Below are 20,495 nucleotides of genomic sequence, written 5' to 3'. Positions count from 1 at the left end.
AGCATAGAATTGCTTGTTAGCTGTTAGATTTGGCGACCGCCAGCACATCAGAGATGGCAGCCTGAACGTTCTCGATTTCACCCAGACCGTTGATCTTGGTGAGCTGGCCCTTGGCATAATAGTAGCCAATCAGCGGCGAGGTCTTCTTGTAATACTCCATCAGACGGGTCTTGAGGCTTTCCTCATTATCATCGGCCCGGCGTTTGAAGTCATTTTCCTTGCCGCAATTGGTGCAACGCCCATCTGCTGGTATCGGCTTGGTCTTATCGTTGTAGACCTCGCCACAGCCGCCACAGGTTGAGCGCGCCGTGATACGCTCGACCAGCGCCGTGTCGTCGACTTCCATCTCAATCACTGCGTCCAGGATGTTGCCCGTGGTCTCCAGCAGTGCGCCCAGAGCATCCGCTTGTGCCAGCGTGCGCGGGAAGCCGTCAAAGATGAAACCGCCCTCGGCGCCATGCTCAAGCTTTTCGCGGATCAGGCCGATGACGATCTCGTCCGTGACCAGTTCACCTTTGGCCATCACATCTGACACGCGGTTGCCCATTTCGGTCCCGCTGTCCTTGGCTTCGCGCAGCATGTCTCCGGTGCTCAGTTGCACCATGCCGCGTGTTTCAACCAGGTGACGCGCCTGCGTTCCTTTGCCCGCCCCTGGGGGGCCCAAAAGTATGATGTTCATCGACGAGAGGGTCCCTTCCTGCCGCGTTTCTTACTTTTACCGCGCAGTTGGGACTTTTCGATAAGACCTTCGTATTGATGCGCCAGAAGATGGCTTTGAACCTGCTGAATTGTGTCCATGGTGACCGAGACGATTATCAGAACAGAGGTGCCGCCGAAGTAAAACGGGATGGCGAACTGACCACGCAGGATTTCAGGCAGCAGGCACACCGCCGCCAGATAGGCCGAGCCCAGAACCAGCACGCGGTTGACCACGTATTCCAGATATTCGGCAGTTTTCTTGCCAGGACGGATACCCGGAACAAAACCGTTCTGCTTTTTCAGGTTATCGGCGACATCGTCCGGTTTGAACGACACGTTGAACGTATAGAAATACGCAAAGAAAACGATCATCGACGCAAAGAACAGCAGATATAGCGGCTGCCCGGGGCCAAAGTTGGCCAACAGCCAAGACATCACCGGTCCGTTGGTAGCACCTGACGAAAAGGTCGAAATCGTCACGGGCAACAGCAGCAGCGAGCTTGCAAAGATCGCAGGAATAACGCCCGCCGGGTTAACCTTGACCGGCAGGTGGCTGGAACCGCCTTCATAGACCTTCATACCCGCCTGTCTGCGCGGATATTGAATATGAACCTTGCGCAATGCGCGTTCCATGAACACCACAAAGGTGATGACTGCGATGACCATGATAATCACACCGACAATCACAGCCGGGCTGATCGCACCCGAACGACCCGACGCGAAGAACTGCGCCAGTGCGGCCGGAACCTCGGCGATAATGCCGACGAAGATGATCAGAGAGATACCGTTGCCGATACCACGCGCGGTGATTTGCTCACCCAACCACATCAGGAACATGGTGCCACCAACCAAGGTGATCATGGTCGACATGCGGAAATAGAGCCCCGGATCCGTCGCCAGATCACCCGATTCCAGCGAAACAGCCAAGCCATAAGCCTGAACGGTCGCCAGCGCCACGGTGCCAAAACGTGTGTATTGGTTGATCTTCTTACGGCCTTGCTCGCCCTCTTTCTTGAGTTGTTCGAGCGCGGGAACCATCGATGTCAGCAGCTGCACGATGATCGAGGCCGAAATGTAAGGCATGATGCCGAGGGCAAAGATACCCATCCGACCCAGCGCGCCCCCGGTAAACATCGAAACCATGCCACCGATGCCCTGCCCCGCCTGTTCCATGAACTCACGCAGCGCCTGACCATCAATGCCCGGCACCGGAATAAAGGTGCCCAGACGATAGACGATCAGCAAAGCGAGCGTGAACAGGATGCGGTTGCGCAGATCGGTGGCTTTGCCCAAAGCAGCCCAGCTAGTGTTGGCTGCCATTTGTTCAGCTGCTGATACCATAAATCGGTCTCTCTTATGCAAACACCGCCCGGAACCGTTTTCCGGCTCGGGCGGCGTCTTGGAAAACTCTGAGGTCTATGTAAGCGGGTCTTGGCCCGCTCACAAGCGCTTACTCTGCCGCAGCAGCTTTTGTGACCGTAAGTGAACCGCCCGCTTTCTCGACCGCTTCAACAGCAGCTTTCGAAGCACCGGTTACTTCCAGGTTCACTTTGGAGCTGATTTCACCCTTGGCCAGAACACGGATACCGTCCAGCTTGCGACGCACCAGACCGGACGCAACCAGTGCATCCTCGGTAATCGCGGCTTTGGCGTCCAACTTGCCAGCTTCGACAAATTTCTGGATCAGACCCAGGTTGATAACGGCAAATTCCTTGCGGTTCGGCTTGTTAAAGCCACGCTTCGGCAGGCGCTGGTACAGTGGCATCTGGCCGCCTTCGTAGCCATTGATAGCCACACCCGAGCGGGATTTCTGGCCTTTGATACCACGGCCACCCATTTTACCTTTGCCGGAACCGGGGCCACGGCCAACGCGCGTGCGTTTCTTAGTGGCGCCTGCGTTGTCGCGTAATTCATTCAGTTTCATTTCGCTTCTCCTTCGCCGGAATTGACCCCGAAGCGTGATGGGTCAGACACGGCATTTCTTGATTTTGATTCTCGTGGACACAATGCCACCGGAGCCCGATACAGCTTTGTGCCCATGGTTGCAAGGTTTCTTGTCTCGCGCGCGGAAGCGCGGCCGCGATTTTTGTGATCGGAACGCCTAAACACAAAAGAGGCGCCATAAGGCGCCTCAGGGTTCGTATATCAGCTGGGCTGATTTACGCGCAATATGCGTGCTCGCGCGCGATGTCTGCAATGTCGCAACGGCGGATGCCGATGTCGTCCAGTTCACGGTTGCTCAGGCGGTTGAGCTCAGAGTACGTGCGGGTGTATTCGCTCGCCCGGGCGCGGTTTTCCTTTACGCGCTCGATCAGGTTTGCAAAACGGGCGCTCAGGTTGAAGCCGCCATGTGTCAGTGTTGCTGTGTGTGCCATATCTCTATTCCTTTCGAATGTCGGGGCGTATTCCCCGATGTCACTTGGTTGTTCCTTATTCGGACAAGGCTGAGATAGGCGCGTACGATACCGCTAACAACACAGGTTTTGGTCTAGCCGCTATGCATTCAGTGAATGGCAGAACGGGATTGATTTTTTCTCATGTGGACTACGCCTCGGCAAGACTGCATGTGACTGAGTTTTGTGAAAATCTCTGTCATTTCTTAGTAGCGTGCCGTCTGCGTACGCTCATCCTTCTACCATCTCGTATACTTAGCCCCATCAAAATCAGATTGGCTGCTCCGGCTGTCAGCTCGACAATCTGTACTGCATAAAAGTTCGTGTCGAAGGATCCGGCACTGGCTTTCATACTCAGATAGATCGCTGCTGGCACCAGGATCAGCAAGCCGTTCGCGGCTATGATTGGCATTCTCTTCTTTTTGGCGATTGCTGGCGCATCCTTACGGCGGCGCCCCATGGACATGCCAGACGCACCAACGATAACCATCGCTGGCACGAGGACGAATAGACCGTTGACGATCATGGATTTGACAACGGTTATAGCCGCGTAAGTTCCAAACAACTCAGTGTAAACGGTGGAGGTCCAGAAAGTCAGGATCGTCAAGAACCCGATCGTTCCTGCAACAGGGTGGATTGCTCTTAACACTTGGCAGCTCCGATTAGGGCGTTAGGCGATGCAGTGGTTTTCGACGGCCATCTTCTGAAAAAGATGGGGGCGGGCCACGGCACTGTTGGGGTATTCGGACAGCAGGCGTTGGAATTCGGGCTGGCTAAAGGCGTCACGGAAGCTTTTGACATCCTGCCAAATGGCATAATTCACGTAGGTCGTACTGCCTGCGATACCTTTATGCATCTGCGTTGAGATGTATCCTGTTTGGGATTTCATAAAATCCGCATCATGTGTCCAGGCCTCTATCAAAGCCGCTTCGTCTTTCACATCGACCTCAAACAGGTTGATCAACACGATTGGCCCCTCTTCCGACTGCATCTGGTCAGCCAAGGCGACAATCTCATTCAACTCCTCAAAGCGTACCATCGTGCGTCCTTTCCACTAGATTAACATAGCTAGCTATATAATATTGTATAGCATACTATGCAAGTGTAAGTTTCGGCCATGGATTTCGAAAAAGAGAACTCAGCCGGATACCTCGTCAACCACATGGCGCGGCTGTTCGCCAAGGAGTTGCAGCGCCACATTGTGCCTTTGGGCATTGTTGTCGGACAATTCCCAATTTTGTTGGAACTCTGGGTTAAGGATGGCGTTTCGCAGAAGGATCTGCTTGCTAAAATCGACGTCGAACAAGCGACATTGGCCAATACACTTAATCGAATGGAACGCGACGGCCTGATCAAGAGAACAAAAAACCCTGCTGACGCCCGAGCACAGTTGATCTGGTTGACAGACAAGTCCTCGGCACTTCGAGACAATGCCTATGACTCGGCGCAGACGGTGAATGCCGAAGCGCTTCAAGTTTTGAATGTGTCTGAGCAAGCGCAATTCATGGATTACATGCGCAGAGTTATCGCCAACATGCGCTCAGGTTGAGCCAAGCCCGATTGGTCTCAAATCAAGAAACTTGCACAAAAAACGCCTCCGAACTTGTCGGAGGCGTTTTAATCTTTCAAAGAACTGCGTTTAACCGCGTTCTTCGATGATCTCTACCAGATGCGGGATCTTGTTGACCATTCCGCGGACCGAAGGGGTATCCTCCAGCTCACGGGTTTTGTGCATCTTGTTCAGGCCCAGACCGATCAGGGTTGCGCGTTGTTCGGCGGGGCGACGGATCGGGGAACCGATCTGCTTTACGACGATGGTTTTTGCCATGGGTCGCTCTCCTTATGCTTCTGCTTCAGCAGCAGCTGGTGCTTCGTCCCGCTTGGGCAGGATGTCGGCAACCTTTTTGCCGCGACGCTGTGCAACCGAACGCGGGCTCTGCTCTTTGGTCAGGCCGTTGATGGTTGCGCGGATCATGTTGTACGGGTTCTGCGAGCCCAGAGATTTGGACACAACGTCCTTCACGCCCAGCATTTCGAACACGGCACGCATCGGACCACCGGCGATGATACCGGTACCTTCAGGCGCTGTGCGCATAACCACTTTACCGGCGCCATGACGGCCCTCCATATCGTGGTGCAGGGTCCGACCTTCGCGCAGTTGCACGCGGATCATCTGACGCTTGGCTTGTTCGGTCGCCTTGCGGATGGCCTCGGGTACTTCTTTCGCTTTACCCTTGCCAAAGCCGACGCGGCCTTTCTGATCGCCTACGACCACCAGAGCGGCAAAGCCAAAGCGCTTACCACCTTTTACGGTTTTCGACACACGGTTGATCGCAACCAGACGATCTGCGAATTCCGGAGTTTCGTCGCGGTCACGACCACGGCCCCGGCGGTTATCACGTTCTGCCATTTTGGCATCCCTTTTCTCTAGTGGCGCTATCCGCGCCGTTTGTTCAATCCAAGTGAGCCCCGACTTGTGCCGAGGCTCCTGGATCATCGGGGCGGCCGGTCGGCCACCCGCAGGTTTTAGATCTTCAGACCACCTTCACGCGCAGCGTCGGCGACAGCCTTCACTTTGCCGTGGAACAGGAAGCCACCACGATCGAAATAGGCCTCTTCGACACCTGCCTTCTTGGCACGCTCGGCGATAGCCGCGCCCACTTTGGTGGCAGCTTCGACGTTGTTTTTGCCAACAACACCCAGATCCTTTTCCAGGGTCGAAGCCGAGGCCAGAGTCACGCCACGTACGTCGTCGATCAGCTGAACAGAGATATTCTTGTTCGAACGATGTACGGACAAACGCGGGCGACCCGCGTTGACCTTGCGAAGTTTGTTCCGAACGCGCAGGCGGCGCTTCAGAAACAGGGTTCTTTTGCTGTTTGCCATTGTTTGCGTCCTTACTTCTTCTTGCCTTCTTTGCGGAAGATGAACTCGCCCTTGTAGCGGATACCCTTGCCTTTGTACGGCTCGGGACGGCGCCAATCGCGGATTTTCGCTGCGACTTCGCCAACCTGCTGCTGGTCGTTTCCTTCCACAATGATCACCGTCTGCTTCGGTGCGGTGATGGTGACACCTTCCGGAGCAACGAAATCAACGTCGTGGCTGTAACCCAGGTTCAGCTTCAGGGTGTTACCCTGCATCTGCGCCCGGTAACCAACACCTTGGATCTCCAGCTCTTTCTTGAAGCCTTCGGTCACACCGGCCACCAGGTTTGCGACCATCGTGCGGCTCATGCCCCACTGCTGGCGCGCGCGCTTGGACATGCCGCGAGGGTTGATCGTAACCACGTTGTCTTCGACCGACAGCGTAACGTCGTCGGTTGCGGTAAAGCTGCGGGCACCTTTCGGGCCCTTAACTTCAATGGTCTGGCCGGACACAGTGGCGGAAACGCCGCTGGGCAGCTCGACCGGTTTTTTGCCAATACGAGACATTGACAGACCTCCTTAGAAGACGGTGCAGAGCACTTCGCCGCCAACATTGTTGGAGCGTGCGTTCTGGTCCGACATCACACCTTTCGGAGTGCTGACAATCGACACGCCCAGACCCTGACGGACCTGCGGGATGTCATTGACGCCCATGTAAACACGACGGCCGGGTTTGGAAACCCGCTTCAGTTCGCGAATAACAGGAGTGCCTTCGTAGTATTTCAGGCTGATTTCGATGGCCGGATGACCGTTGGTCCCGGTCGTCGCTTCGTAGCCACGGATGTAACCTTCGTCCGCCAGCACGTCCAGAACCCAACCGCGCAGCTTTGACGCTGGGGTGGAAACGGTGGACTTGCCGCGCATTTGCGCGTTGCGGATACGGGTGAGCATATCGCCGATAGGATCGTTCATATCATTCTCTCCCTTACCAGCTCGATTTCACCATGCCGGGGATCTGACCAGCAGAGCCCAGCTCGCGCAGCGCAATACGGCTGACCTTCAGCTTACGGTAGTAAGCATGAGGACGGCCGGTGAGCTGGCAGCGGTTGTGAAGACGGGTTGCCGAGCTATTGCGCGGCAGCTTCGCCAGTTTCAGACGCGCTTTGAAACGCTCTTCCATCGGCTTGCTCTCGTCATTCGCGATTTCTTTCAGCTCGGCACGCTTTGCGGCATATTTGGCCACCAGGCGCTCGCGCTTCTTTTCGCGTTCGATCATTGCTTTTTTAGCCATGTCTTAATCCTCCCGGCGCTCAGGCGTTGAACGGCATGTTGAATTGCTTCAACAATGCCTTGCCTTCAGCGTCGGTTTTCGCTGTGGTGGCAATTACGATATCCAGGCCCCAGACCTCATCGACCTTGTCGAAGTCGATTTCCGGGAACACGATGTGCTCTTTCATGCCCATGGCAAAGTTGCCCTGACCATCGAAAGACGGCTTTACACCGCGAAAGTCACGAATACGCGGCATCGCGATGGTGATCAGGCGATCCAGGAATTCGTACATCCGGTCACCGCGCAGGGTCACTTTCGCACCCAGCGGCATGTCTTCACGGACACGGAAACCCGCGATCGACTTTTTCGCCTTGGTCGAAACAGCCTGTTGACCAGCAATCGCAGTCAGATCCTCGACAGCGGCTTTTGCTTTCTTGGAATCCCGAACAGCTTCTGCACCACATCCGATATTTAGAACGATTTTTTCCAGCTTCGGCAGCTGCATGTCGTTCTTGTAACCGAACTCTTCTTTCAGAGCCGGGCGGATGGTTTCAGCGTACTGAGCTTTCAGACGCGGGGTATAGTTTGCGGTATCAAGCATCGATCACGTCCCCCGTGGTCTTGGCGAAGCGCACTTTCTTGTCGCCTTCCATGCGGAAGCCAACGCGGGTTGCTTTGCCGTTCTTGTCCAGCAGAGCCAGGTTCGACAGTTCGATCGGATTTGCCTGAGGCAAGCGACCGCCCTGATTGTTCTGGGTCTGGCGGGTGTGACGGATCGCGATGTTCACGCCATCAACGACAGCTTTGCCGGCGGATGGATCAACCGAGGTGATAGTCCCCTCTTTGCCCTTGTCCTTACCGGCCAGCACGACGACCTTGTCGCCTTTGCGGAGTTTAGCAGCCATGATTACAGCACCTCCGGAGCGAGTGAGATGATTTTCATGAAGTTCTTGCCGCGCAGTTCGCGAACAACGGGGCCAAAGATACGGGTACCTACCGGCTCATTGTTGTTGCCCAGAATGACGGCGGCGTTGCGATCGAAACGGATCGCGGTACCATCTTCGCGGCGAACTTCTTTGGCGGTGCGCACGACGACGGCCTTACGGACGTCACCTTTCTTTACGCGGCCGCGCGGGATGGCTTCCTTCACCGAGACGACGATTACGTCGCCAACGGAGGCGTATTTACGCTTGGAACCACCCAGGACCTTGATGCACTGAACTCGGCGTGCGCCGGAGTTGTCAGCGACATCCAGATTGGTCTGCATCTGGATCATGTGGTTTCTCCCGACCTGTGGGGGCTGGTCTGGTTAGATCCCCCAGGGTTTCGACAAATGGAAAAATCCTGGAAGCTTAAGCTTCCAGAACCTCCCAACGTTTAGTCTTCGATTTCGGCGCGCATTCGATGATGCGGACTGCATCGCCGACCTTGAAGGCGTTCTTTTCATCGTGAGCCCGGTATTTCTTGGACTTACGGATGGTTTTCTTCAGAACCGGATGCGTAAAGCGGCGCTCGACGGATACGGTTACAGTTTGTGCGTTGGCATCGCTTGTTACGGTGCCGGACAGGATACGCTTGGGCATAGGATTACTCCTCCGATGCCGCAGCAGCGGCCTTTTCGTTCAGAATGGTTTTGACGCGGGCAGCGTTGCGGCGGGCCGCTTTGATGCCGGCGGTGCTTTCCAGCTGACCGGTGGCCTGTTGAAAGCGCAGGTTAAAGCTTTCTTTCTTCAGGTTGGCCAGTTCCTCGCGGAGCTGGTCCGGGGTCTTGTCACGCAGTTCTTGGGCGTTCATCGCCTTTTTCCTTTGCTCAAAACACCAGAAGGCCCCTTAAAGGGTCACCTTTGACCTGGTGGATGAATGATAGACATACGAATCCCCGACTCAGCCGGGTGATCGCAAGATGCCGCTCTATAGGGGAGTCGCTGGTGGGTGGCAAGGAAAACTTTGGGAAGACACAAGCAGCTACTCTAAGCACGCTATTCCTTGCTTACTTCACTAAGCCCAAATGTCGTGCGATGGTGGCGCTGTCGTAATAGTCTCTTCCCTCAACAACCATGCCACCTTTCACCCGCATCACCGAACAATAACGCACTTCGTATCGCTTTCCGGTCGGTTCGAATTCACCAAGGCTTGAATGCAGCACACCTGTATGAGTGCCGGTATTGTGGAACTCGACGATAGCCCATTCACCGCAATCGCTGACGATCACATTGTCAACGATGCATTCTCCATCTGGGAATGCCAGTCGCCAGCGCTCGTAGTCCTCTTTGTATGCTAACTTGCCAAGTTGTTTTTCTTCACGAGCAACATCCTCAAACTGGCAATCTTCGGCAATTACCTCGGCTCCGCGATCAGGATCGCGCATACCCCAACTCTCGTGGAATTGGCGAACCACTCGTTCAGCTTCTTTCACAGCAAACACCCCCCATGATCCAAGGAGCATACAAGATTCTATATGAGCTGGCTCCAGATTTTCTCAGATTGTGTTACTGACCATTCCAATCGAAGGTGTGTGGCAACTCAGTCAAAAATCTAGTTAGGTCTAAATTGAAACGAAAAACGCGGCCTCGTTTGCACGAGACCGCGTCTTCAACTGTTAAAGTCTGAGTGACTTACGCCAGAGCGATGTTCACAGCCGACTCGCGACCGTCACGGCCGGGCTCGATGTCGAATGTTACTTTCTGGTCGTCGGCCAGGCCGGTCAGACCCGAGCGCTCGACAGCAGAGATGTGTACAAACACATCTTTGCCACCAGTCTCCGGTGCGATGAAGCCAAAACCTTTAGTTGTGTTGAACCATTTTACGGTGCCAGTGGCCATATCCGTAGTCTCCTAATTAGTTGCTGTCCGCGGAATTGCGACAGCGCGGCGTAGTAGGTCTGGATCGAGAGACTGAGCGCCGAAAATCAGGAGACAGTGGTCGAAAAAGAAAAACGTAAGCGTGCCCCACATGGGTTATATTCCAGCACATTGCAAGGCTTATCCCCAATTTGCGTCAAATCTCCTAGGCGATCGGCGGCGCTTTGCTAATCCCACTTGTAGTTGAAGCTAACACTGATCCGCTCTTCCTCGGCCATATTCATCGGCACCTCGTGACGCAGCCAGCTTTCCCAAAGCAGGACATCTCCCACCTCGGGTTTCACATAGATGAACGGCTGCAACTCACGTCGCCCGCCCTTCAGACGCGTCGGCGCTGCCATCATACGGGCCGAGCGGGGATCTTCCAGCTTTAGCACGCTGGTGCCATTGGGCATCGACACATAAGTCGTGCCCGAGATCACGCTGTGGGGGTGGATATGGCTGGCATGCATTCCGCCCTCGGGCAGGATGTTGATCCAGATGTCCTCGAGTTTCAGTTCTCCCTCACCCAGATTAAACTCCAGATCTTTGGCAAAAGCCGCGACGTGCTGGTCCAGCGCCTTAACCAGATCGGCAAAGATCGGAAACCGCCAGGGCAAATCGCTCAGAGAGGCATAGCTTGTGTAACCGGGATAGCCGTTCTCTTCACACCATTCCTGCCCGGCTTCGTCATCCTCTGCGATGACAAGGCAGGAGCTTTCCAGCTCTTCCGGGTCGATCTTGGGATCGAACTCGGACAAAGCTGCGCGATAGAGACGGGTAACGAAAAGCGATTCAATCTGTGCCATGGGCCGGGCATAACCTAGCTTTTCCAGCAAGGCCAGCCTACGCGACCGGGTTATGCCTTTAGAGGCCCCTTGCCGCAGCGCGGGATCGGTCGGCCGCCATCCGCATAGGCAAGGCACAGCACAATCTCGTCCGGTTTCGGCGCATCGGGTACACTCAATGTCATCGTGTCGAAATGGTCGAAAGACCATGGATTGTCCTTATGACCAAGCGGCAGATCAATCGCACAACCTGGCGCACCCAGTTTGGCATTTGAAGGAATAACAGCCTCACCCCCGCCAACCACCGCGCGCATCGGGGCACCTAGGCGTGGGTGGATTACAGCTCCACCCTGCTCCAGATCACCATTCGCGCCGACGATCACAGCCTTCCCATACGAGACGGGATCACTAGCCAGATGAGCGATTGCTTCAGCCGCGAGACCGCCGCCCACAGTTCCGCCGATTTCAAACAACTCCGACAGATCTTCCGAGAATTTTCCGGCCAGCGGGTTTTGGAACACAGCCATCACCGCAACGCGAACGACTGGCGTGCAAGGCTGGCCAAGTTGATCAGTGGTGACCACTTCTTTGACCAGTACCTTTTTGCGTAACTGAACCATGGCGACCTCTCGTTAACTGATCGGCAGCCTAGGGGTAGGTTTGCCATTCGTCGATCTCAATCACGTTATCGCGGATTTTCTGTACCAAAGAAAAAGAAGACCCCCGCCGGGTTCCCGACGGGGGTCAGTCTCATCACGAACGGGGTCTCCCCCAAAATCGCTTACCAGTCTTCGCGAACCACGACGCGAGTCTTGATCGGCAGCTTCATCGCGGCCAGGCGCAGGGCCTCGCGGGCGATGTCGTCATTGACGCCGTCGATCTCGAACATCACGCGGCCAGGCTTGACCTTGCAGGCCCAACGATCGACGGAACCTTTACCTTTACCCATACGAACTTCGATCGGCTTTGCAGTGACCGGAGTGTCGGGGAAGATGCGGATCCAGACGCGGCCCTGACGCTTCATGTGACGCGTCATGGCACGACGTGCAGCTTCGATCTGGCGTGCAGTTACACGCTCAGGCTCAAGAGCTTTCAGACCGTAGGTGCCAAAGTTCAGATCAGAGCCGCCTTTGGCTTCACCCTTGATCCGGCCTTTGTGCATCTTGCGGAATTTAGTACGCTTTGGTTGAAGCATATCTTTCCCTCCTTAGCGACGACCGCCACCAGCACCACGAGGTGCAGGGCCGTCCTGGAGTTCCTGTGCTTTACGGTCACGTGCCTGTGGATCGTGCTCCATGATCTCACCTTTGAAGATCCAGACCTTGATCCCGATGATCCCATAAGGAGTCATCGCTTCGGCTTGTGCGTAATCGATGTCGGCGCGCAGCGTATGCAGAGGCACACGGCCTTCGCGGTACCACTCGGTCCGTGCGATTTCGGCGCCGCCCAGACGGCCAGCGACGTTCACCCGGATACCCAGAGATCCCATGCGCATAGCGTTCTGAACAGACCTCTTCATCGCGCGACGGAACGAAACCCGGCGCTCCAGCTGCTGAGCGATGGACTCGGCAACCAGTTGCGCGTCAAGCTCGGGCTTGCGCACTTCGACGATGTTCAGGTGCAGTTCGCTGTCTGTCATCAGGGCGATCTTCTTGCGCAGAACTTCGATGTCTGCGCCTTTTTTGCCGATGATGACGCCCGGGCGTGCTGTGTGGATCGTGACGCGGCACTTTTTGTGCGGACGCTCGATGATCACACGGGCGATGCCCGCTTGCTTGCACTCTTTGTTGATGAACTCACGGATTTTCAGATCTTCCAGCAGAAGATCACCGTAGTCCTTGGTATCTGCATACCAGCGGCTGTCCCAGGTGCGGTTCACCTGAAGGCGCATGCCGATCGGATTGACTTTATGTCCCATTAGGCTTGCTCCTCAACTTGACGCACCTTGATGGTGATCTCCGAGAACGGCTTCATAATCTTGCCGAACCGACCACGTGCACGCGGGCGACCGCGCTTCATGACCAGGTTCTTGCCAACCCATGCTTCGGCAACGATCAGCTCGTCGACGTCTAGGTTGTGGTTGTTCTCGGCGTTGGCGATTGCGGACTGAAGGCATTTCTTCACATCCTGCGCGATCCGCTTGTTCGAGAACGTCAGGTCGGTCAACGCCTTCTCGACTTTCTTGCCACGGATCATCTGTGCAACCAGGTTCAGTTTCTGCGGGCTGGTACGGAGCATGCGCGTTTTCGCCATTGCTTCGTTTTCGGCCACGCGGCGGGGGTTCTTTTCCTTGCCCATGACTTACTTCCGTTTCGCTTTTTTGTCAGCGGCGTGACCGTAATAGGTCCGAGTTGGCGAATACTCACCGAACTTCTGACCGATCATGTCTTCCGAGACGTTGACGGGGATATGCTTGTGGCCGTTGTAAACACCAAAAGTCAGACCCACGAACTGGGGCAGAATGGTGGAACGACGCGACCAGATTTTGATAACTTCGTTACGGCCCGACTCGCGCGCTGCTTCGGCTTTTTTCAGCACATAAGCATCGACGAAAGGACCCTTCCAAACAGAGCGAGACATGGATTAACGTCCCTTCTTCTTGGCGTGCCGCGAGCGGATGATCAGCTTCTGGGACGCTTTGTTTTTGTTGCGGGTACGCTTACCCTTGGTGTCCTTACCCCAAGGCGTAACCGGTGTACGGCCACCCGAGGTCCGACCTTCACCACCACCGTGCGGGTGATCGATCGGGTTCATAGCGACACCACGGACCGACGGACGCACGCCCTTGTGACGCATACGACCGGCTTTACCGAGGTTCTGGTTCGAGTTGTCGGGGTTGGACACGGCACCGATGGTCGCCATGCATTCCTGACGGACCATGCGCAGCTCGCCCGAGCTCAGACGGATCTGAGCGTAGCCGCCATCGCGGCCAACGAACTGAGCGTAAGTACCGGCCGCACGTGCGATCTGACCGCCTTTGCCAGGCTTCATTTCGATGTTGTGGACGATGGTACCGATTGGCATGCCCGAGAACGGCATCGCGTTGCCCGGCTTGATGTCGGCCTTGGCAGATGCCACGACTTTGTCACCAACAGCCAGACGCTGCGGAGCGAGGATATAGGCCTGCTCGCCGTCTTCGTATTTTACCAGTGCGATGAATGCGGTCCGGTTCGGGTCATATTCGATCCGTTCAACGGTTGCCGAGACATCGAATTTATTCCGTTTAAAGTCAACGATCCGGTAGAGACGCTTTGCGCCACCGCCGCGGCGGCGTGAAGTGATCCGTCCGGTGTTGTTCCGGCCGCCCGATTTGGTCAAACCCTCAGTGAGAGACTTGACCGGACGTCCTTTCCAAAGCTCCGAACGGTCGATCAGCACCAGCCCGCGCTGGCCCGGCGTCGTCGGCTTGTACGACTTGAGTGCCATGCTTTCTGTCTTCCGTTTAGCAAGTGCGGGGATTTCCCCGCTATGTGATAGGCCCCCGTAGGTGCCAAGGGTATAGGGCCCCGAAGGTCCCCGGTTACAAATATCAGAGGCCCCGGAACGAATCCGAGGCCGTAAGATTGGGTGCGTTTAGCAGTGTTGGGGGTGGGTGTCTATAGGGTTCGGCGGAAATTCCTAAGCCCACAAGAACACTTCTCGCGAAACTTCAAGACCCTTCTGGTCACTCAAATCTAAGCGTGCGCAACAACTTGCTCACGTCTGCCTAAAGCTGTAATCAATCAAAGTGTTATTTGAAATAGGAGTAACGCATGAACAGCGCGAAAATTCGCATTAAAGTCGGCTCAATGGAACTCGAGTACGAAGGGGATCCTGCCTTTCTCACAGGCGGGATAGAAGATCTTTTGACAACTATGGGTGAACTATCGACAAAAGTACCAGTTGAGAATTCTAACGAGAATTCATCGAGCAAACTGGATGCCATCAAACCCAACTTTGACTCAGGTCATGATTTTTCCACCAACACGTTGGCAGCCCATTTGAGCGCCCAAACGGGGCCGGAGCTCGCGGTATGTGCGTTAGCACAGCTTGAATTTGTACAAAAAAACACATCATCAAGCCGTTCGGATATTCTTAAGGAAATGAAAAACGCTACTACATACTACAACGAAAGCATGGGGAGTAACCTGACAAGAACGTTGGCAACTCTCACCAAAAACAAACGCATAAACCTTATCTCCAAAGATACCTATGCACTGAATGCTAGCGAACGAAAACAATTAGAGACAAAAATTGCTGCCATCGAGTGAACTAAAAGATTGGCTAAACAAGGACCTACCGAGGCTAGATAAGGTACTGCTTATTCTGGCCACCTCAGCCTGCCCACTTTCAGTCTCGCAAATTCGCGAGATTGCCGCTTCTGCTGGTCTGAGAGAGCTGAAGAACAAGAATTGGAATGTCTCACAGGTTCTAGGCAACAGCAAAGGAAAAGCTATCCGCACCGACAAAGGTTGGGAACTAACAAATGCGGGTAAACTACACCTACGAGATCTAGGTGTTTCGAAAATGAGCCCTTCAGCAATGCAAGTGGCAATCGATTTAAGGGCTCATCTTGTTAAAATTGTAGATGGAGCCACAAGAGAGTTTGTCGAAGAAGCCATCAAATGTCACGAAGCCGAGCTTTTTCGAGCCGCAGTTGTTATGTCATGGCTGGGTGCAATGGACGTACTACATAAACACGTTCATACAAACCATCTCAACGAATTCAATGCAGAAGCAAAGCGTGTGAATAGCAGATGGAAACCAGCGAAGACGCCCGATGACTTAGGTCGCATGGGCGAATCTGATTTTCTTGATCGGCTCGCTGCTATTTCGGTGATCGGAAAAAACGCCAAAGAAGAACTTCAAAAAGCTCTTGGGCTCAGAAATGGTTGCGGCCACCCTAACACACTAAAGGTCGGCCCAAATAAGTCTGCCGCTCACATTGAAACATTGCTACAGAACGTATTTGAGCGGTATTGACTGTCACTTAACTTCAAAACAAAAAAATCCCGCTTTCGGGGGGGCATTTATCTTTCTCCAAAGACGGATCCGATCAGAGACCGGTGGACCCATCAATGGTGTTCCCTTCTTCCAGAGTCACATATGCTTTTTGACGTATTTCCGCTTGCCCAACCGGCCTCGCACGATCACTTCTTGTCGCGCGCAGCCTTCTCTTCCTTGGTCAGCTTGGCGTTCCAAACATTCTTGCTCAGACCAAGCTCAGCGGGCGCGGGTTTGGTCTTGCCGACGCTGACTTTGCCTCCTTTATCCAGGAACTCCTGAATAAGGGCATCATCCGTCGTTTCTTTAGGGACATGTTTCATAAGGGCGAGCCTATCCGCTTCATGTGCGGGGAGCAACGGCAGCTGCGCCGACAATGCTACCGCTCATCAAGCACCCGAGTTGATCATGTCTCGGATCTTAACTGCCTTCTCGAAATGGTCCAGCTCGTGTTTCTTAATCCACCATTCCGCTGCTTCCATAAGCAACTCTGGGTCGTCGTTCTTATTGGCGAAAAATGCATAAAACGACAGGCCAACGGCCTCACCTTTCTTGGCAATCTTTTCGTTGCAGATTGCGGTGGCCTTGGCTCTCAAACTTGATCTCAATGTGGTCGCTCCGTCGTTGCCCCTAGGCCAGTAGCACACCGCTTGAGTGATTGGAATCTGGCAAGCGTGGGCCAAAACAGGCGGTCGCTAAAACAAAAAAACCCCCGCTTGCGCGGGGGCCTTTAATTCGCTCCAAAGACAGGTCCGATCAGAGACCGGTAGAGATGTCGATGGTGTTACCCTCTTCCAGGGTCACATATGCTTTCTTGACGTCTTTCCGCTTGCCCAACTGGCCGCGGAACCGTTTGACCTTGCCTTTGGTAATGGTGGTGTTCACCGCCTTCACCTTGACACCAAACAGCGATTCAACCGCTTCTTTGATCTGCGGCTTGTTGCTGTCGATCGCCACTTCAAAGACAATCGCGCCATTCTCTGACGCCATGGTCGACTTTTCGGTGACAATCGGCTTGCGTATCACGTCGTAGTGTTCTGCCTTCGCGCTCATTTCAGTCGAGCCTCCAGTGCTTCGACACCCGCTTTGGTGATCACCAGAGTGTCACGCTTAAGGATGTCATAGACGTTTGCGCCCATCGTTGGCAGGATATCCAGACCTTCGATGTTTGCGGCTGCACGGGCGAACTCTTCGTTCACGGTGGCGCCGTCGATAACCAGAGCGCGTTTCCAGCCCAGGTTTGCAACCTGCTTGGCCAGAGCGGCAGTCTTGCCCTCGGATGCGGCGTCTTCGATCACGACCAGCTCACCAGCTGCCATTTTGGCAGACAACGCGTGGCGCAGACCAAGTTTGCGGAACTTTTTCGGCAGGTCGTGACCGTGCGAGCGCACGACGGGACCTTTGTAAACGCCACCACCCCGGAAGATCGGTGCCGAACGGGCGCCGTGGCGTGCGCCACCGGTGCCTTTTTGACGATAGATCTTCTTGGTCGAGTAGGACACTTCCGAGCGGGTCTTGACCTTGTGGGTGCCAGCCTGCGCGTTGTTGCGCTGCCAACGGACCACACGGTGCAGGATGTCCGCGCGCGGCTCGAGGCCGAACAGGTCTGCATCCAGCTCGATGTTGCCGGCTTTTTTGCCGTCCAGTTTGATTACATCAAGTTTCATGCTTCACCACCTTCCGCGGGTGCTTCTTCCGCAGGTGCTTCAGTTGCGGCACCTTTTACGGCTGCCGGGAAAGGCAGACCTTCCGGTGCTTTCTTCTTGACGGCGTCCTTGACAGTTACCCAGCCCGATTTCGGTCCGGGAACGGCGCCTTTGATGAAGACCAGGTTCCGGTCGGCGTCAGTTTTGACGACTTCCAGGTTCTGGGTGGTTACACGGGCTGCACCCATGTGACCGGCCATCTTCTTGCCTTTGAAAACCTTGCCTGGATCCTGACACTGGCCAGTTGAACCGTGCGAGCGGTGGCTGATCGAAACACCGTGTGAGGCGCGAAGACCACCGAAGTTGTGGCGCTTCATTGCACCGGCAAAGCCTTTACCAATCGAGGTGCCCGAAACGTCAACCTTCTGACCTTCCAGGAAGTGTTCTGCCGAAATCTCGGCGCCCACTTCGATCAGGCCATCGGCTGAGACGCGGAACTCGGCCAGCTTACGCTTGGGCTCGACCTTGGCAGCGGCATAGTGGCCGCGCATGGCCTTCGAGGTGCGTTTTGCCTTGGCAGCACCGGCACCCAGCTGAACAGCGGTATAGCCATCCTGCTCATCAGTGCGCTGTGCAACAACCTGCAGGTTGTCCAGGTGAAGAACGGTCACAGGGATCTGCTTGCCGTCTTCCATGAACAGGCGGGTCATGCCGACTTTTTTTGCGATAATACCAGAGCGCATAATCTATACCCTCCGATCTTACGACTGCAGCTTGATCTCGACGTCCACACCAGCGGCGAGGTCGAGCTTCATCAGCGCGTCAACGGTCTGGGGGGTCGGATCAACGATGTCGAGCAGACGCTTGTGCGTGCGGATCTCGAACTGGTCGCGGGATTTCTTGTCAACGTGAGGGCCACGGAGAACCGTGAACTTCTCGATCTTGTTCGGCAGCGGGATCGGGCCGCGCACGTTCGCGCCGGTCCGCTTGGCAGTGTTGACGATCTCTTGCGTGCTGGCATCCAGGACGCGATAGTCAAATGCCTTCAGCCGAATACGAATATTTTGGCTTTGCATAATAACAGCCTTTTATCAGGCGTTGAGGTTGAGAGGAGGACAAGCGCGCATCGCCAACCCTCATCGAACCCAAAAGGCGGGAATCACCCCGCCTTGATGTTCTTGTTGAGAACTCGCGCGATCTACAGGGGTGTGAGGGGTTTGGCAAGGGGGAAGTGCAACAAACAGCATTGGTCGCTGAAGCAAACCTTTGCCCAACGCGTTTGCCTTTCCCACACGCCCAATACAACATGTCAACATCAAACAACGCCGAAACTGAACCACGAAGGCAGGAGCATATCATGGCAATAACTGATCAAGTCCCGACGCAATCGGCATTTCACGCCAAGAGCACAGGAGCCGAGGTGTTGAATGGTTTGGACCTCTCGGGGAAAACCGCGATTGTGACCGGTGGTTATAGCGGGATTGGCCTTGAAACGGTTCGCTGTCTGGCCGCAAATGGCGCCTCGGTGATTGTTCCGGTTCGCACTCCGAAAAAAGCCGAGGACGCGCTGGGTGGCGTACCCGGCGATGTTCAAACTGCTCCGATGAATCTGGCGGATCTTGATTCAGTTAAGCGCTTCACCGAAGCGATGCAGGATCAACTTTCGCAGTTGGATTTCCTCATCAACAATGCGGGTATCATGGCCTGCCCCGAAACCCGCGTCGGACCCGGTTGGGAATCTCAATTCGGGGTCAATCATATGGGCCATTTTGCACTGAGTTTAGGGATGCTGTCCAAACTGAAAGACACATCAGGCGCCCGGGTGGTGAGCCTATCTTCGACAGCTCATAAACTCTCAGACATGATTTGGGACGACATCAACTTTGAGCAGGCCGCCTACGAAAAGTGGCAGGCCTATGGACAGGCAAAGACGGCAAACGCATTGTTTGCAAACGGCCTGTCCCGGCGACTGAAGGACGCCGGAGGTACCGCTTTCTCCGCCCATCCTGGGGGAATTTTCACGCCCCTGCAGCGGCACTTGCCCAAAGAAGAAATGATCGCACTAGGATGGCTCGGAGAAGACGGCGAGCCATCCGAGCTGGCCAAGCAAGGGTTCAAAACACCAGAACAGGGCTGCTCAACGACGCTGTGGGCGGCAACGGCAACGGTGCTCGCAGACTACCCCGGTGTGTATTGTGAAGATTGCAATGTGGCAGCACCAACCGACCCGGAAAGCCCGATGGCCCGGTACGTGGGTGTTGACCCACATGCTTGCGATGATGAAAGCGCCGAGCGTTTGTGGGAAATCAGCGAGCGACTGTTGAAAGCTACCTGAGAGCAGCATACTGCAACTCAGCCTGTCCGCTTTTGTGTGACGCCGTAAGGCTACCTTGGCACTTTTTGGTGGCGCTTATACGCGTTTGACCTGGCGAAAGAGTTCAGAAATTTTGAAATTGTTTTTATCAGTTTGCGTTTGCGTTGAATGGCATTCTGCATCCAAAACTACACTGGCAGTACACAACAAATCTGCATCCACTCCTTAGAAATGGCAAGAGACCCTTATGATCAATCGCATAGAGACCGGCGAACGTTCGTCCAAAATTGTAAAACACAACGGAGTCGCCTATCTGACCGGGCAAGTTGCTGAAGGTGAGACGATTCAGGAACAAGTCCGGATTTGCCTTGAGAAAATCGACGCTCTACTTGTGCAGGCAGGTTCGTCCCGTGAAAAAATGCTGCGCGTGACGATCTGGCTTGCCGACATGAAGGACTTTGCGGGATTGAACGAGATCTGGAATGCTTGGGTTCCTTCCGGGCACGCCCCCGCGCGGGCGTGCGGCGAAGCCAAACTGGCACGCGCCGAACTTAAGGTAGAATTCATAGTCGATGCCGCATACGGCTAAGCGGTAGATCAAAAAGAAGGCCGCCCCACAACGGGCGGCCTTCTTTGTTTCAACGATGTGCCGGGCTGACGCCCGGTCTACCGATTACTCTACAATCTTCGACACAACG

The 20,495-nt window shown here is 54.9% G+C and carries 37 protein-coding genes; 5 read left to right on the top strand and 32 right to left on the bottom strand.

Translation table 11 applies throughout. The features are described 5' to 3' along the window. Positions 1-16 precede the first annotated feature (16 nt). The 6 genes from Q1B21_RS17780 to Q1B21_RS17755 form a co-directional block, all read right to left on the bottom strand. Complete coding sequence (locus Q1B21_RS17780; protein WP_299891600.1) at positions 17-679, bottom strand: adenylate kinase; 663 nt, start codon at positions 677-679, stop codon at positions 17-19. Next, a complete protein-coding gene (gene secY, locus Q1B21_RS17775; protein ID WP_298937840.1) occupies positions 676-2,040 on the bottom strand; it encodes a preprotein translocase subunit SecY in 1,365 nt (454 codons plus the stop codon). Before secY ends, Q1B21_RS17780 begins: the two co-directional genes overlap by 4 nt. 109 nt (positions 2,041-2,149) lie before the next feature. Beyond that, positions 2,150-2,623, bottom strand: coding sequence for a 50S ribosomal protein L15 (rplO, locus tag Q1B21_RS17770; RefSeq protein WP_299077844.1), 474 nt, complete (start codon positions 2,621-2,623; stop codon positions 2,150-2,152). A gap of 235 nt (positions 2,624-2,858) precedes the next feature. Continuing rightward, a complete protein-coding gene (locus Q1B21_RS17765; protein WP_298937838.1) occupies positions 2,859-3,074 on the bottom strand; it encodes a DUF1127 domain-containing protein in 216 nt (71 codons plus the stop codon). A 217-nt stretch (positions 3,075-3,291) separates the two neighbouring features. After that, positions 3,292-3,741, bottom strand: a complete 450-nt coding sequence (locus Q1B21_RS17760) for a hypothetical protein (protein WP_298937837.1) — start codon at positions 3,739-3,741, stop codon at positions 3,292-3,294. 21 nt (positions 3,742-3,762) lie between these two features. Further along, positions 3,763-4,131: an antibiotic biosynthesis monooxygenase gene (locus Q1B21_RS17755; RefSeq protein ID WP_298937836.1), complete on the bottom strand. Its 369-nt coding sequence runs from the start codon at positions 4,129-4,131 to the stop codon at positions 3,763-3,765. 78 nt (positions 4,132-4,209) lie between these two features. Here Q1B21_RS17755 and Q1B21_RS17750 point away from each other — a divergent pair, with 78 nt between their 5' ends. Then, positions 4,210-4,641 (top strand): MarR family winged helix-turn-helix transcriptional regulator, encoded by a 432-nt coding sequence (locus Q1B21_RS17750; RefSeq protein WP_298937835.1) that lies wholly within the window; start codon positions 4,210-4,212, stop codon positions 4,639-4,641. 90 nt (positions 4,642-4,731) lie between these two features. Here the strand turns inward: Q1B21_RS17750 and rpmD are convergent, their stop codons facing one another. From rpmD to rplB, 20 genes are all read right to left on the bottom strand, one after another. Further along, entirely contained in the window at positions 4,732-4,920 is a 189-nt protein-coding gene (gene rpmD / locus Q1B21_RS17745; protein WP_008757946.1) for a 50S ribosomal protein L30, read from the bottom strand. Between the two features lie 12 nt (positions 4,921-4,932). Continuing rightward, positions 4,933-5,502, bottom strand: coding sequence for a 30S ribosomal protein S5 (rpsE, locus tag Q1B21_RS17740; protein ID WP_120633993.1), 570 nt, complete (start codon positions 5,500-5,502; stop codon positions 4,933-4,935). A gap of 116 nt (positions 5,503-5,618) precedes the next feature. Further along, the gene (rplR, locus tag Q1B21_RS17735) at positions 5,619-5,978 is read right to left on the bottom strand and encodes a 50S ribosomal protein L18 (RefSeq protein ID WP_010437103.1); all 360 of its coding nucleotides are present in this window, start codon (positions 5,976-5,978) and stop codon (positions 5,619-5,621) included. Between the two features lie 11 nt (positions 5,979-5,989). Then, entirely contained in the window at positions 5,990-6,523 is a 534-nt protein-coding gene (gene rplF / locus Q1B21_RS17730; protein WP_298937834.1) for a 50S ribosomal protein L6, read from the bottom strand. Positions 6,524-6,535: 12 nt separating this feature from the next. Further along, a complete protein-coding gene (gene rpsH, locus Q1B21_RS17725; RefSeq protein ID WP_298937833.1) occupies positions 6,536-6,928 on the bottom strand; it encodes a 30S ribosomal protein S8 in 393 nt (130 codons plus the stop codon). Between the two features lie 13 nt (positions 6,929-6,941). Beyond that, positions 6,942-7,247 (bottom strand): 30S ribosomal protein S14, encoded by a 306-nt coding sequence (rpsN, locus tag Q1B21_RS17720; RefSeq protein WP_010437098.1) that lies wholly within the window; start codon positions 7,245-7,247, stop codon positions 6,942-6,944. A 19-nt stretch (positions 7,248-7,266) separates the two neighbouring features. Continuing rightward, entirely contained in the window at positions 7,267-7,827 is a 561-nt protein-coding gene (rplE, locus tag Q1B21_RS17715) for a 50S ribosomal protein L5 (RefSeq protein WP_298937832.1), read from the bottom strand. Continuing rightward, on the bottom strand, positions 7,820-8,131 hold the full coding sequence (rplX, locus tag Q1B21_RS17710; protein ID WP_120633911.1) for a 50S ribosomal protein L24: 312 nt from the start codon (positions 8,129-8,131) through the stop codon (positions 7,820-7,822). Before rplX ends, rplE begins: the two co-directional genes overlap by 8 nt. 2 nt (positions 8,132-8,133) lie before the next feature. After that, the gene (gene rplN, locus Q1B21_RS17705) at positions 8,134-8,502 is read right to left on the bottom strand and encodes a 50S ribosomal protein L14 (RefSeq protein WP_298937830.1); all 369 of its coding nucleotides are present in this window, start codon (positions 8,500-8,502) and stop codon (positions 8,134-8,136) included. Between the two features lie 76 nt (positions 8,503-8,578). Next, complete coding sequence (gene rpsQ, locus Q1B21_RS17700) at positions 8,579-8,809, bottom strand: 30S ribosomal protein S17 (RefSeq protein WP_298937829.1); 231 nt, start codon at positions 8,807-8,809, stop codon at positions 8,579-8,581. A gap of 4 nt (positions 8,810-8,813) precedes the next feature. Further along, positions 8,814-9,020 (bottom strand): 50S ribosomal protein L29, encoded by a 207-nt coding sequence (gene rpmC, locus Q1B21_RS17695; RefSeq protein WP_037311745.1) that lies wholly within the window; start codon positions 9,018-9,020, stop codon positions 8,814-8,816. 196 nt (positions 9,021-9,216) lie between these two features. Then, complete coding sequence (locus Q1B21_RS17690; protein ID WP_298937828.1) at positions 9,217-9,642, bottom strand: ester cyclase; 426 nt, start codon at positions 9,640-9,642, stop codon at positions 9,217-9,219. A 199-nt stretch (positions 9,643-9,841) separates the two neighbouring features. Beyond that, positions 9,842-10,048, bottom strand: a complete 207-nt coding sequence (locus Q1B21_RS17685) for a cold-shock protein (protein ID WP_298937827.1) — start codon at positions 10,046-10,048, stop codon at positions 9,842-9,844. A 206-nt stretch (positions 10,049-10,254) separates the two neighbouring features. Further along, entirely contained in the window at positions 10,255-10,875 is a 621-nt protein-coding gene (locus Q1B21_RS17680; protein ID WP_299891582.1) for a 2OG-Fe(II) oxygenase family protein, read from the bottom strand. Positions 10,876-10,925: 50 nt separating this feature from the next. Beyond that, positions 10,926-11,474, bottom strand: coding sequence for an amino acid synthesis family protein (locus Q1B21_RS17675; RefSeq protein WP_299891579.1), 549 nt, complete (start codon positions 11,472-11,474; stop codon positions 10,926-10,928). Between the two features lie 161 nt (positions 11,475-11,635). Continuing rightward, the gene (rplP, locus tag Q1B21_RS17670; protein ID WP_085823145.1) at positions 11,636-12,049 is read right to left on the bottom strand and encodes a 50S ribosomal protein L16; all 414 of its coding nucleotides are present in this window, start codon (positions 12,047-12,049) and stop codon (positions 11,636-11,638) included. 12 nt (positions 12,050-12,061) lie between these two features. Next, positions 12,062-12,772 carry a 30S ribosomal protein S3 gene (gene rpsC / locus Q1B21_RS17665; RefSeq protein WP_037311761.1) on the bottom strand — a complete coding sequence of 237 codons (711 nt, stop codon included), beginning with the start codon at positions 12,770-12,772 and terminating at the stop codon, positions 12,062-12,064. After that, positions 12,772-13,152 carry a 50S ribosomal protein L22 gene (gene rplV / locus Q1B21_RS17660; protein WP_120633916.1) on the bottom strand — a complete coding sequence of 127 codons (381 nt, stop codon included), beginning with the start codon at positions 13,150-13,152 and terminating at the stop codon, positions 12,772-12,774. Before rplV ends, rpsC begins: the two co-directional genes overlap by 1 nt. A 3-nt stretch (positions 13,153-13,155) precedes the next feature. Further along, complete coding sequence (gene rpsS / locus Q1B21_RS17655; RefSeq protein ID WP_010437056.1) at positions 13,156-13,434, bottom strand: 30S ribosomal protein S19; 279 nt, start codon at positions 13,432-13,434, stop codon at positions 13,156-13,158. 3 nt (positions 13,435-13,437) lie between these two features. Next, positions 13,438-14,280, bottom strand: a complete 843-nt coding sequence (gene rplB / locus Q1B21_RS17650) for a 50S ribosomal protein L2 (RefSeq protein ID WP_298937824.1) — start codon at positions 14,278-14,280, stop codon at positions 13,438-13,440. A 326-nt stretch (positions 14,281-14,606) separates the two neighbouring features. On the opposite strand from rplB, the gene Q1B21_RS17645 reads away from it, so the two are divergent. Further along, positions 14,607-15,104 carry a hypothetical protein gene (locus Q1B21_RS17645; RefSeq protein ID WP_299891572.1) on the top strand — a complete coding sequence of 166 codons (498 nt, stop codon included), beginning with the start codon at positions 14,607-14,609 and terminating at the stop codon, positions 15,102-15,104. After that, positions 15,088-15,816, top strand: a complete 729-nt coding sequence (locus Q1B21_RS17640; protein ID WP_299891570.1) for a hypothetical protein — start codon at positions 15,088-15,090, stop codon at positions 15,814-15,816. Before Q1B21_RS17645 ends, Q1B21_RS17640 begins: the two co-directional genes overlap by 17 nt. Positions 15,817-15,983: 167 nt before the next feature. On the opposite strand, the gene Q1B21_RS17635 is transcribed toward Q1B21_RS17640, so the two are convergent. From Q1B21_RS17635 to rpsJ, 6 genes are all read right to left on the bottom strand, one after another. After that, positions 15,984-16,214: a hypothetical protein gene (locus tag Q1B21_RS17635; protein ID WP_299891860.1), complete on the bottom strand. Its 231-nt coding sequence runs from the start codon at positions 16,212-16,214 to the stop codon at positions 15,984-15,986. A 12-nt stretch (positions 16,215-16,226) separates the two neighbouring features. Next, entirely contained in the window at positions 16,227-16,445 is a 219-nt protein-coding gene (locus Q1B21_RS17630; protein WP_299891567.1) for a DUF6500 family protein, read from the bottom strand. Positions 16,446-16,593: 148 nt separating this feature from the next. Then, positions 16,594-16,890, bottom strand: coding sequence for a 50S ribosomal protein L23 (locus Q1B21_RS17625; protein ID WP_085823275.1), 297 nt, complete (start codon positions 16,888-16,890; stop codon positions 16,594-16,596). Next, the gene (gene rplD, locus Q1B21_RS17620) at positions 16,887-17,504 is read right to left on the bottom strand and encodes a 50S ribosomal protein L4 (RefSeq protein WP_299891565.1); all 618 of its coding nucleotides are present in this window, start codon (positions 17,502-17,504) and stop codon (positions 16,887-16,889) included. The genes Q1B21_RS17625 and rplD overlap by 4 nt, the downstream gene beginning before the upstream one ends. Next, complete coding sequence (rplC, locus tag Q1B21_RS17615; RefSeq protein WP_037314939.1) at positions 17,501-18,226, bottom strand: 50S ribosomal protein L3; 726 nt, start codon at positions 18,224-18,226, stop codon at positions 17,501-17,503. Before rplC ends, rplD begins: the two co-directional genes overlap by 4 nt. 18 nt (positions 18,227-18,244) lie before the next feature. Beyond that, a complete protein-coding gene (rpsJ, locus tag Q1B21_RS17610; RefSeq protein WP_008756422.1) occupies positions 18,245-18,559 on the bottom strand; it encodes a 30S ribosomal protein S10 in 315 nt (104 codons plus the stop codon). A 281-nt stretch (positions 18,560-18,840) separates the two neighbouring features. On the opposite strand from rpsJ, the gene Q1B21_RS17605 reads away from it, so the two are divergent. Then, positions 18,841-19,818, top strand: a complete 978-nt coding sequence (locus Q1B21_RS17605; RefSeq protein ID WP_299891561.1) for an oxidoreductase — start codon at positions 18,841-18,843, stop codon at positions 19,816-19,818. A gap of 226 nt (positions 19,819-20,044) precedes the next feature. After that, positions 20,045-20,386, top strand: coding sequence for a RidA family protein (locus tag Q1B21_RS17600; RefSeq protein WP_299891558.1), 342 nt, complete (start codon positions 20,045-20,047; stop codon positions 20,384-20,386). Positions 20,387-20,495 lie beyond the last annotated feature (109 nt).

The sequence above is a fragment of the uncultured Ruegeria sp. genome, assembly GCF_947504215.1.
Classification (GTDB): domain Bacteria; phylum Pseudomonadota; class Alphaproteobacteria; order Rhodobacterales; family Rhodobacteraceae; genus Ruegeria.
The sequence above is the reverse complement of the archived record's forward strand: the minus strand, read 5'-3'. Positions and strand labels throughout refer to the sequence as shown.

What these genes read in the sequence shown, in the direction of transcription:
- rplF (WP_298937834.1), bottom strand. Translation starts at nt 6,523, where the DNA reads ATGTCTCGTATTGGCAAAAAACCGGTCGAGCTGCCCAGCGGCGTTTCC.
- rplR (WP_010437103.1), bottom strand. Translation starts at nt 5,978, where the DNA reads ATGGCAAACAGCAAAAGAACCCTGTTTCTGAAGCGCCGCCTGCGCGTT.
- rplD (WP_299891565.1), bottom strand. Translation starts at nt 17,504, where the DNA reads ATGAAACTTGATGTAATCAAACTGGACGGCAAAAAAGCCGGCAACATC.
- Q1B21_RS17755 (WP_298937836.1), bottom strand. Translation starts at nt 4,131, where the DNA reads ATGGTACGCTTTGAGGAGTTGAATGAGATTGTCGCCTTGGCTGACCAG.
- rplB (WP_298937824.1), bottom strand. Translation starts at nt 14,280, where the DNA reads ATGGCACTCAAGTCGTACAAGCCGACGACGCCGGGCCAGCGCGGGCTG.
- rplV (WP_120633916.1), bottom strand. Translation starts at nt 13,152, where the DNA reads ATGGGCAAGGAAAAGAACCCCCGCCGCGTGGCCGAAAACGAAGCAATG.
- Q1B21_RS17750 (WP_298937835.1), top strand. Translation starts at nt 4,210, where the DNA reads ATGGATTTCGAAAAAGAGAACTCAGCCGGATACCTCGTCAACCACATG.
- rpsC (WP_037311761.1), bottom strand. Translation starts at nt 12,772, where the DNA reads ATGGGACATAAAGTCAATCCGATCGGCATGCGCCTTCAGGTGAACCGC.
- rpsE (WP_120633993.1), bottom strand. Translation starts at nt 5,502, where the DNA reads ATGGCAGAACGTGATAACCGCCGGGGCCGTGGTCGTGACCGCGACGAA.
- rplN (WP_298937830.1), bottom strand. Translation starts at nt 8,502, where the DNA reads ATGATCCAGATGCAGACCAATCTGGATGTCGCTGACAACTCCGGCGCA.
- Q1B21_RS17625 (WP_085823275.1), bottom strand. Translation starts at nt 16,890, where the DNA reads ATGAGCGCGAAGGCAGAACACTACGACGTGATACGCAAGCCGATTGTC.
- secY (WP_298937840.1), bottom strand. Translation starts at nt 2,040, where the DNA reads ATGGTATCAGCAGCTGAACAAATGGCAGCCAACACTAGCTGGGCTGCT.
- rplC (WP_037314939.1), bottom strand. Translation starts at nt 18,226, where the DNA reads ATGCGCTCTGGTATTATCGCAAAAAAAGTCGGCATGACCCGCCTGTTC.
- rpmD (WP_008757946.1), bottom strand. Translation starts at nt 4,920, where the DNA reads ATGGCAAAAACCATCGTCGTAAAGCAGATCGGTTCCCCGATCCGTCGC.
- rpsQ (WP_298937829.1), bottom strand. Translation starts at nt 8,809, where the DNA reads ATGCCCAAGCGTATCCTGTCCGGCACCGTAACAAGCGATGCCAACGCA.
- Q1B21_RS17680 (WP_299891582.1), bottom strand. Translation starts at nt 10,875, where the DNA reads ATGGCACAGATTGAATCGCTTTTCGTTACCCGTCTCTATCGCGCAGCT.
- rpsS (WP_010437056.1), bottom strand. Translation starts at nt 13,434, where the DNA reads ATGTCTCGCTCTGTTTGGAAGGGTCCTTTCGTCGATGCTTATGTGCTG.
- Q1B21_RS17780 (WP_299891600.1), bottom strand. Translation starts at nt 679, where the DNA reads ATGAACATCATACTTTTGGGCCCCCCAGGGGCGGGCAAAGGAACGCAG.
- rpsJ (WP_008756422.1), bottom strand. Translation starts at nt 18,559, where the DNA reads ATGCAAAGCCAAAATATTCGTATTCGGCTGAAGGCATTTGACTATCGC.
- rpsN (WP_010437098.1), bottom strand. Translation starts at nt 7,247, where the DNA reads ATGGCTAAAAAAGCAATGATCGAACGCGAAAAGAAGCGCGAGCGCCTG.
- rplP (WP_085823145.1), bottom strand. Translation starts at nt 12,049, where the DNA reads ATGCTTCAACCAAAGCGTACTAAATTCCGCAAGATGCACAAAGGCCGG.
- rplX (WP_120633911.1), bottom strand. Translation starts at nt 8,131, where the DNA reads ATGGCTGCTAAACTCCGCAAAGGCGACAAGGTCGTCGTGCTGGCCGGT.
- rplO (WP_299077844.1), bottom strand. Translation starts at nt 2,623, where the DNA reads ATGAAACTGAATGAATTACGCGACAACGCAGGCGCCACTAAGAAACGC.
- Q1B21_RS17600 (WP_299891558.1), top strand. Translation starts at nt 20,045, where the DNA reads ATGATCAATCGCATAGAGACCGGCGAACGTTCGTCCAAAATTGTAAAA.
- Q1B21_RS17675 (WP_299891579.1), bottom strand. Translation starts at nt 11,474, where the DNA reads ATGGTTCAGTTACGCAAAAAGGTACTGGTCAAAGAAGTGGTCACCACT.
- Q1B21_RS17765 (WP_298937838.1), bottom strand. Translation starts at nt 3,074, where the DNA reads ATGGCACACACAGCAACACTGACACATGGCGGCTTCAACCTGAGCGCC.
- rpmC (WP_037311745.1), bottom strand. Translation starts at nt 9,020, where the DNA reads ATGAACGCCCAAGAACTGCGTGACAAGACCCCGGACCAGCTCCGCGAG.
- Q1B21_RS17605 (WP_299891561.1), top strand. Translation starts at nt 18,841, where the DNA reads ATGGCAATAACTGATCAAGTCCCGACGCAATCGGCATTTCACGCCAAG.
- Q1B21_RS17645 (WP_299891572.1), top strand. Translation starts at nt 14,607, where the DNA reads ATGAACAGCGCGAAAATTCGCATTAAAGTCGGCTCAATGGAACTCGAG.
- rplE (WP_298937832.1), bottom strand. Translation starts at nt 7,827, where the DNA reads ATGCTTGATACCGCAAACTATACCCCGCGTCTGAAAGCTCAGTACGCT.
- Q1B21_RS17685 (WP_298937827.1), bottom strand. Translation starts at nt 10,048, where the DNA reads ATGGCCACTGGCACCGTAAAATGGTTCAACACAACTAAAGGTTTTGGC.
- rpsH (WP_298937833.1), bottom strand. Translation starts at nt 6,928, where the DNA reads ATGAACGATCCTATCGGCGATATGCTCACCCGTATCCGCAACGCGCAA.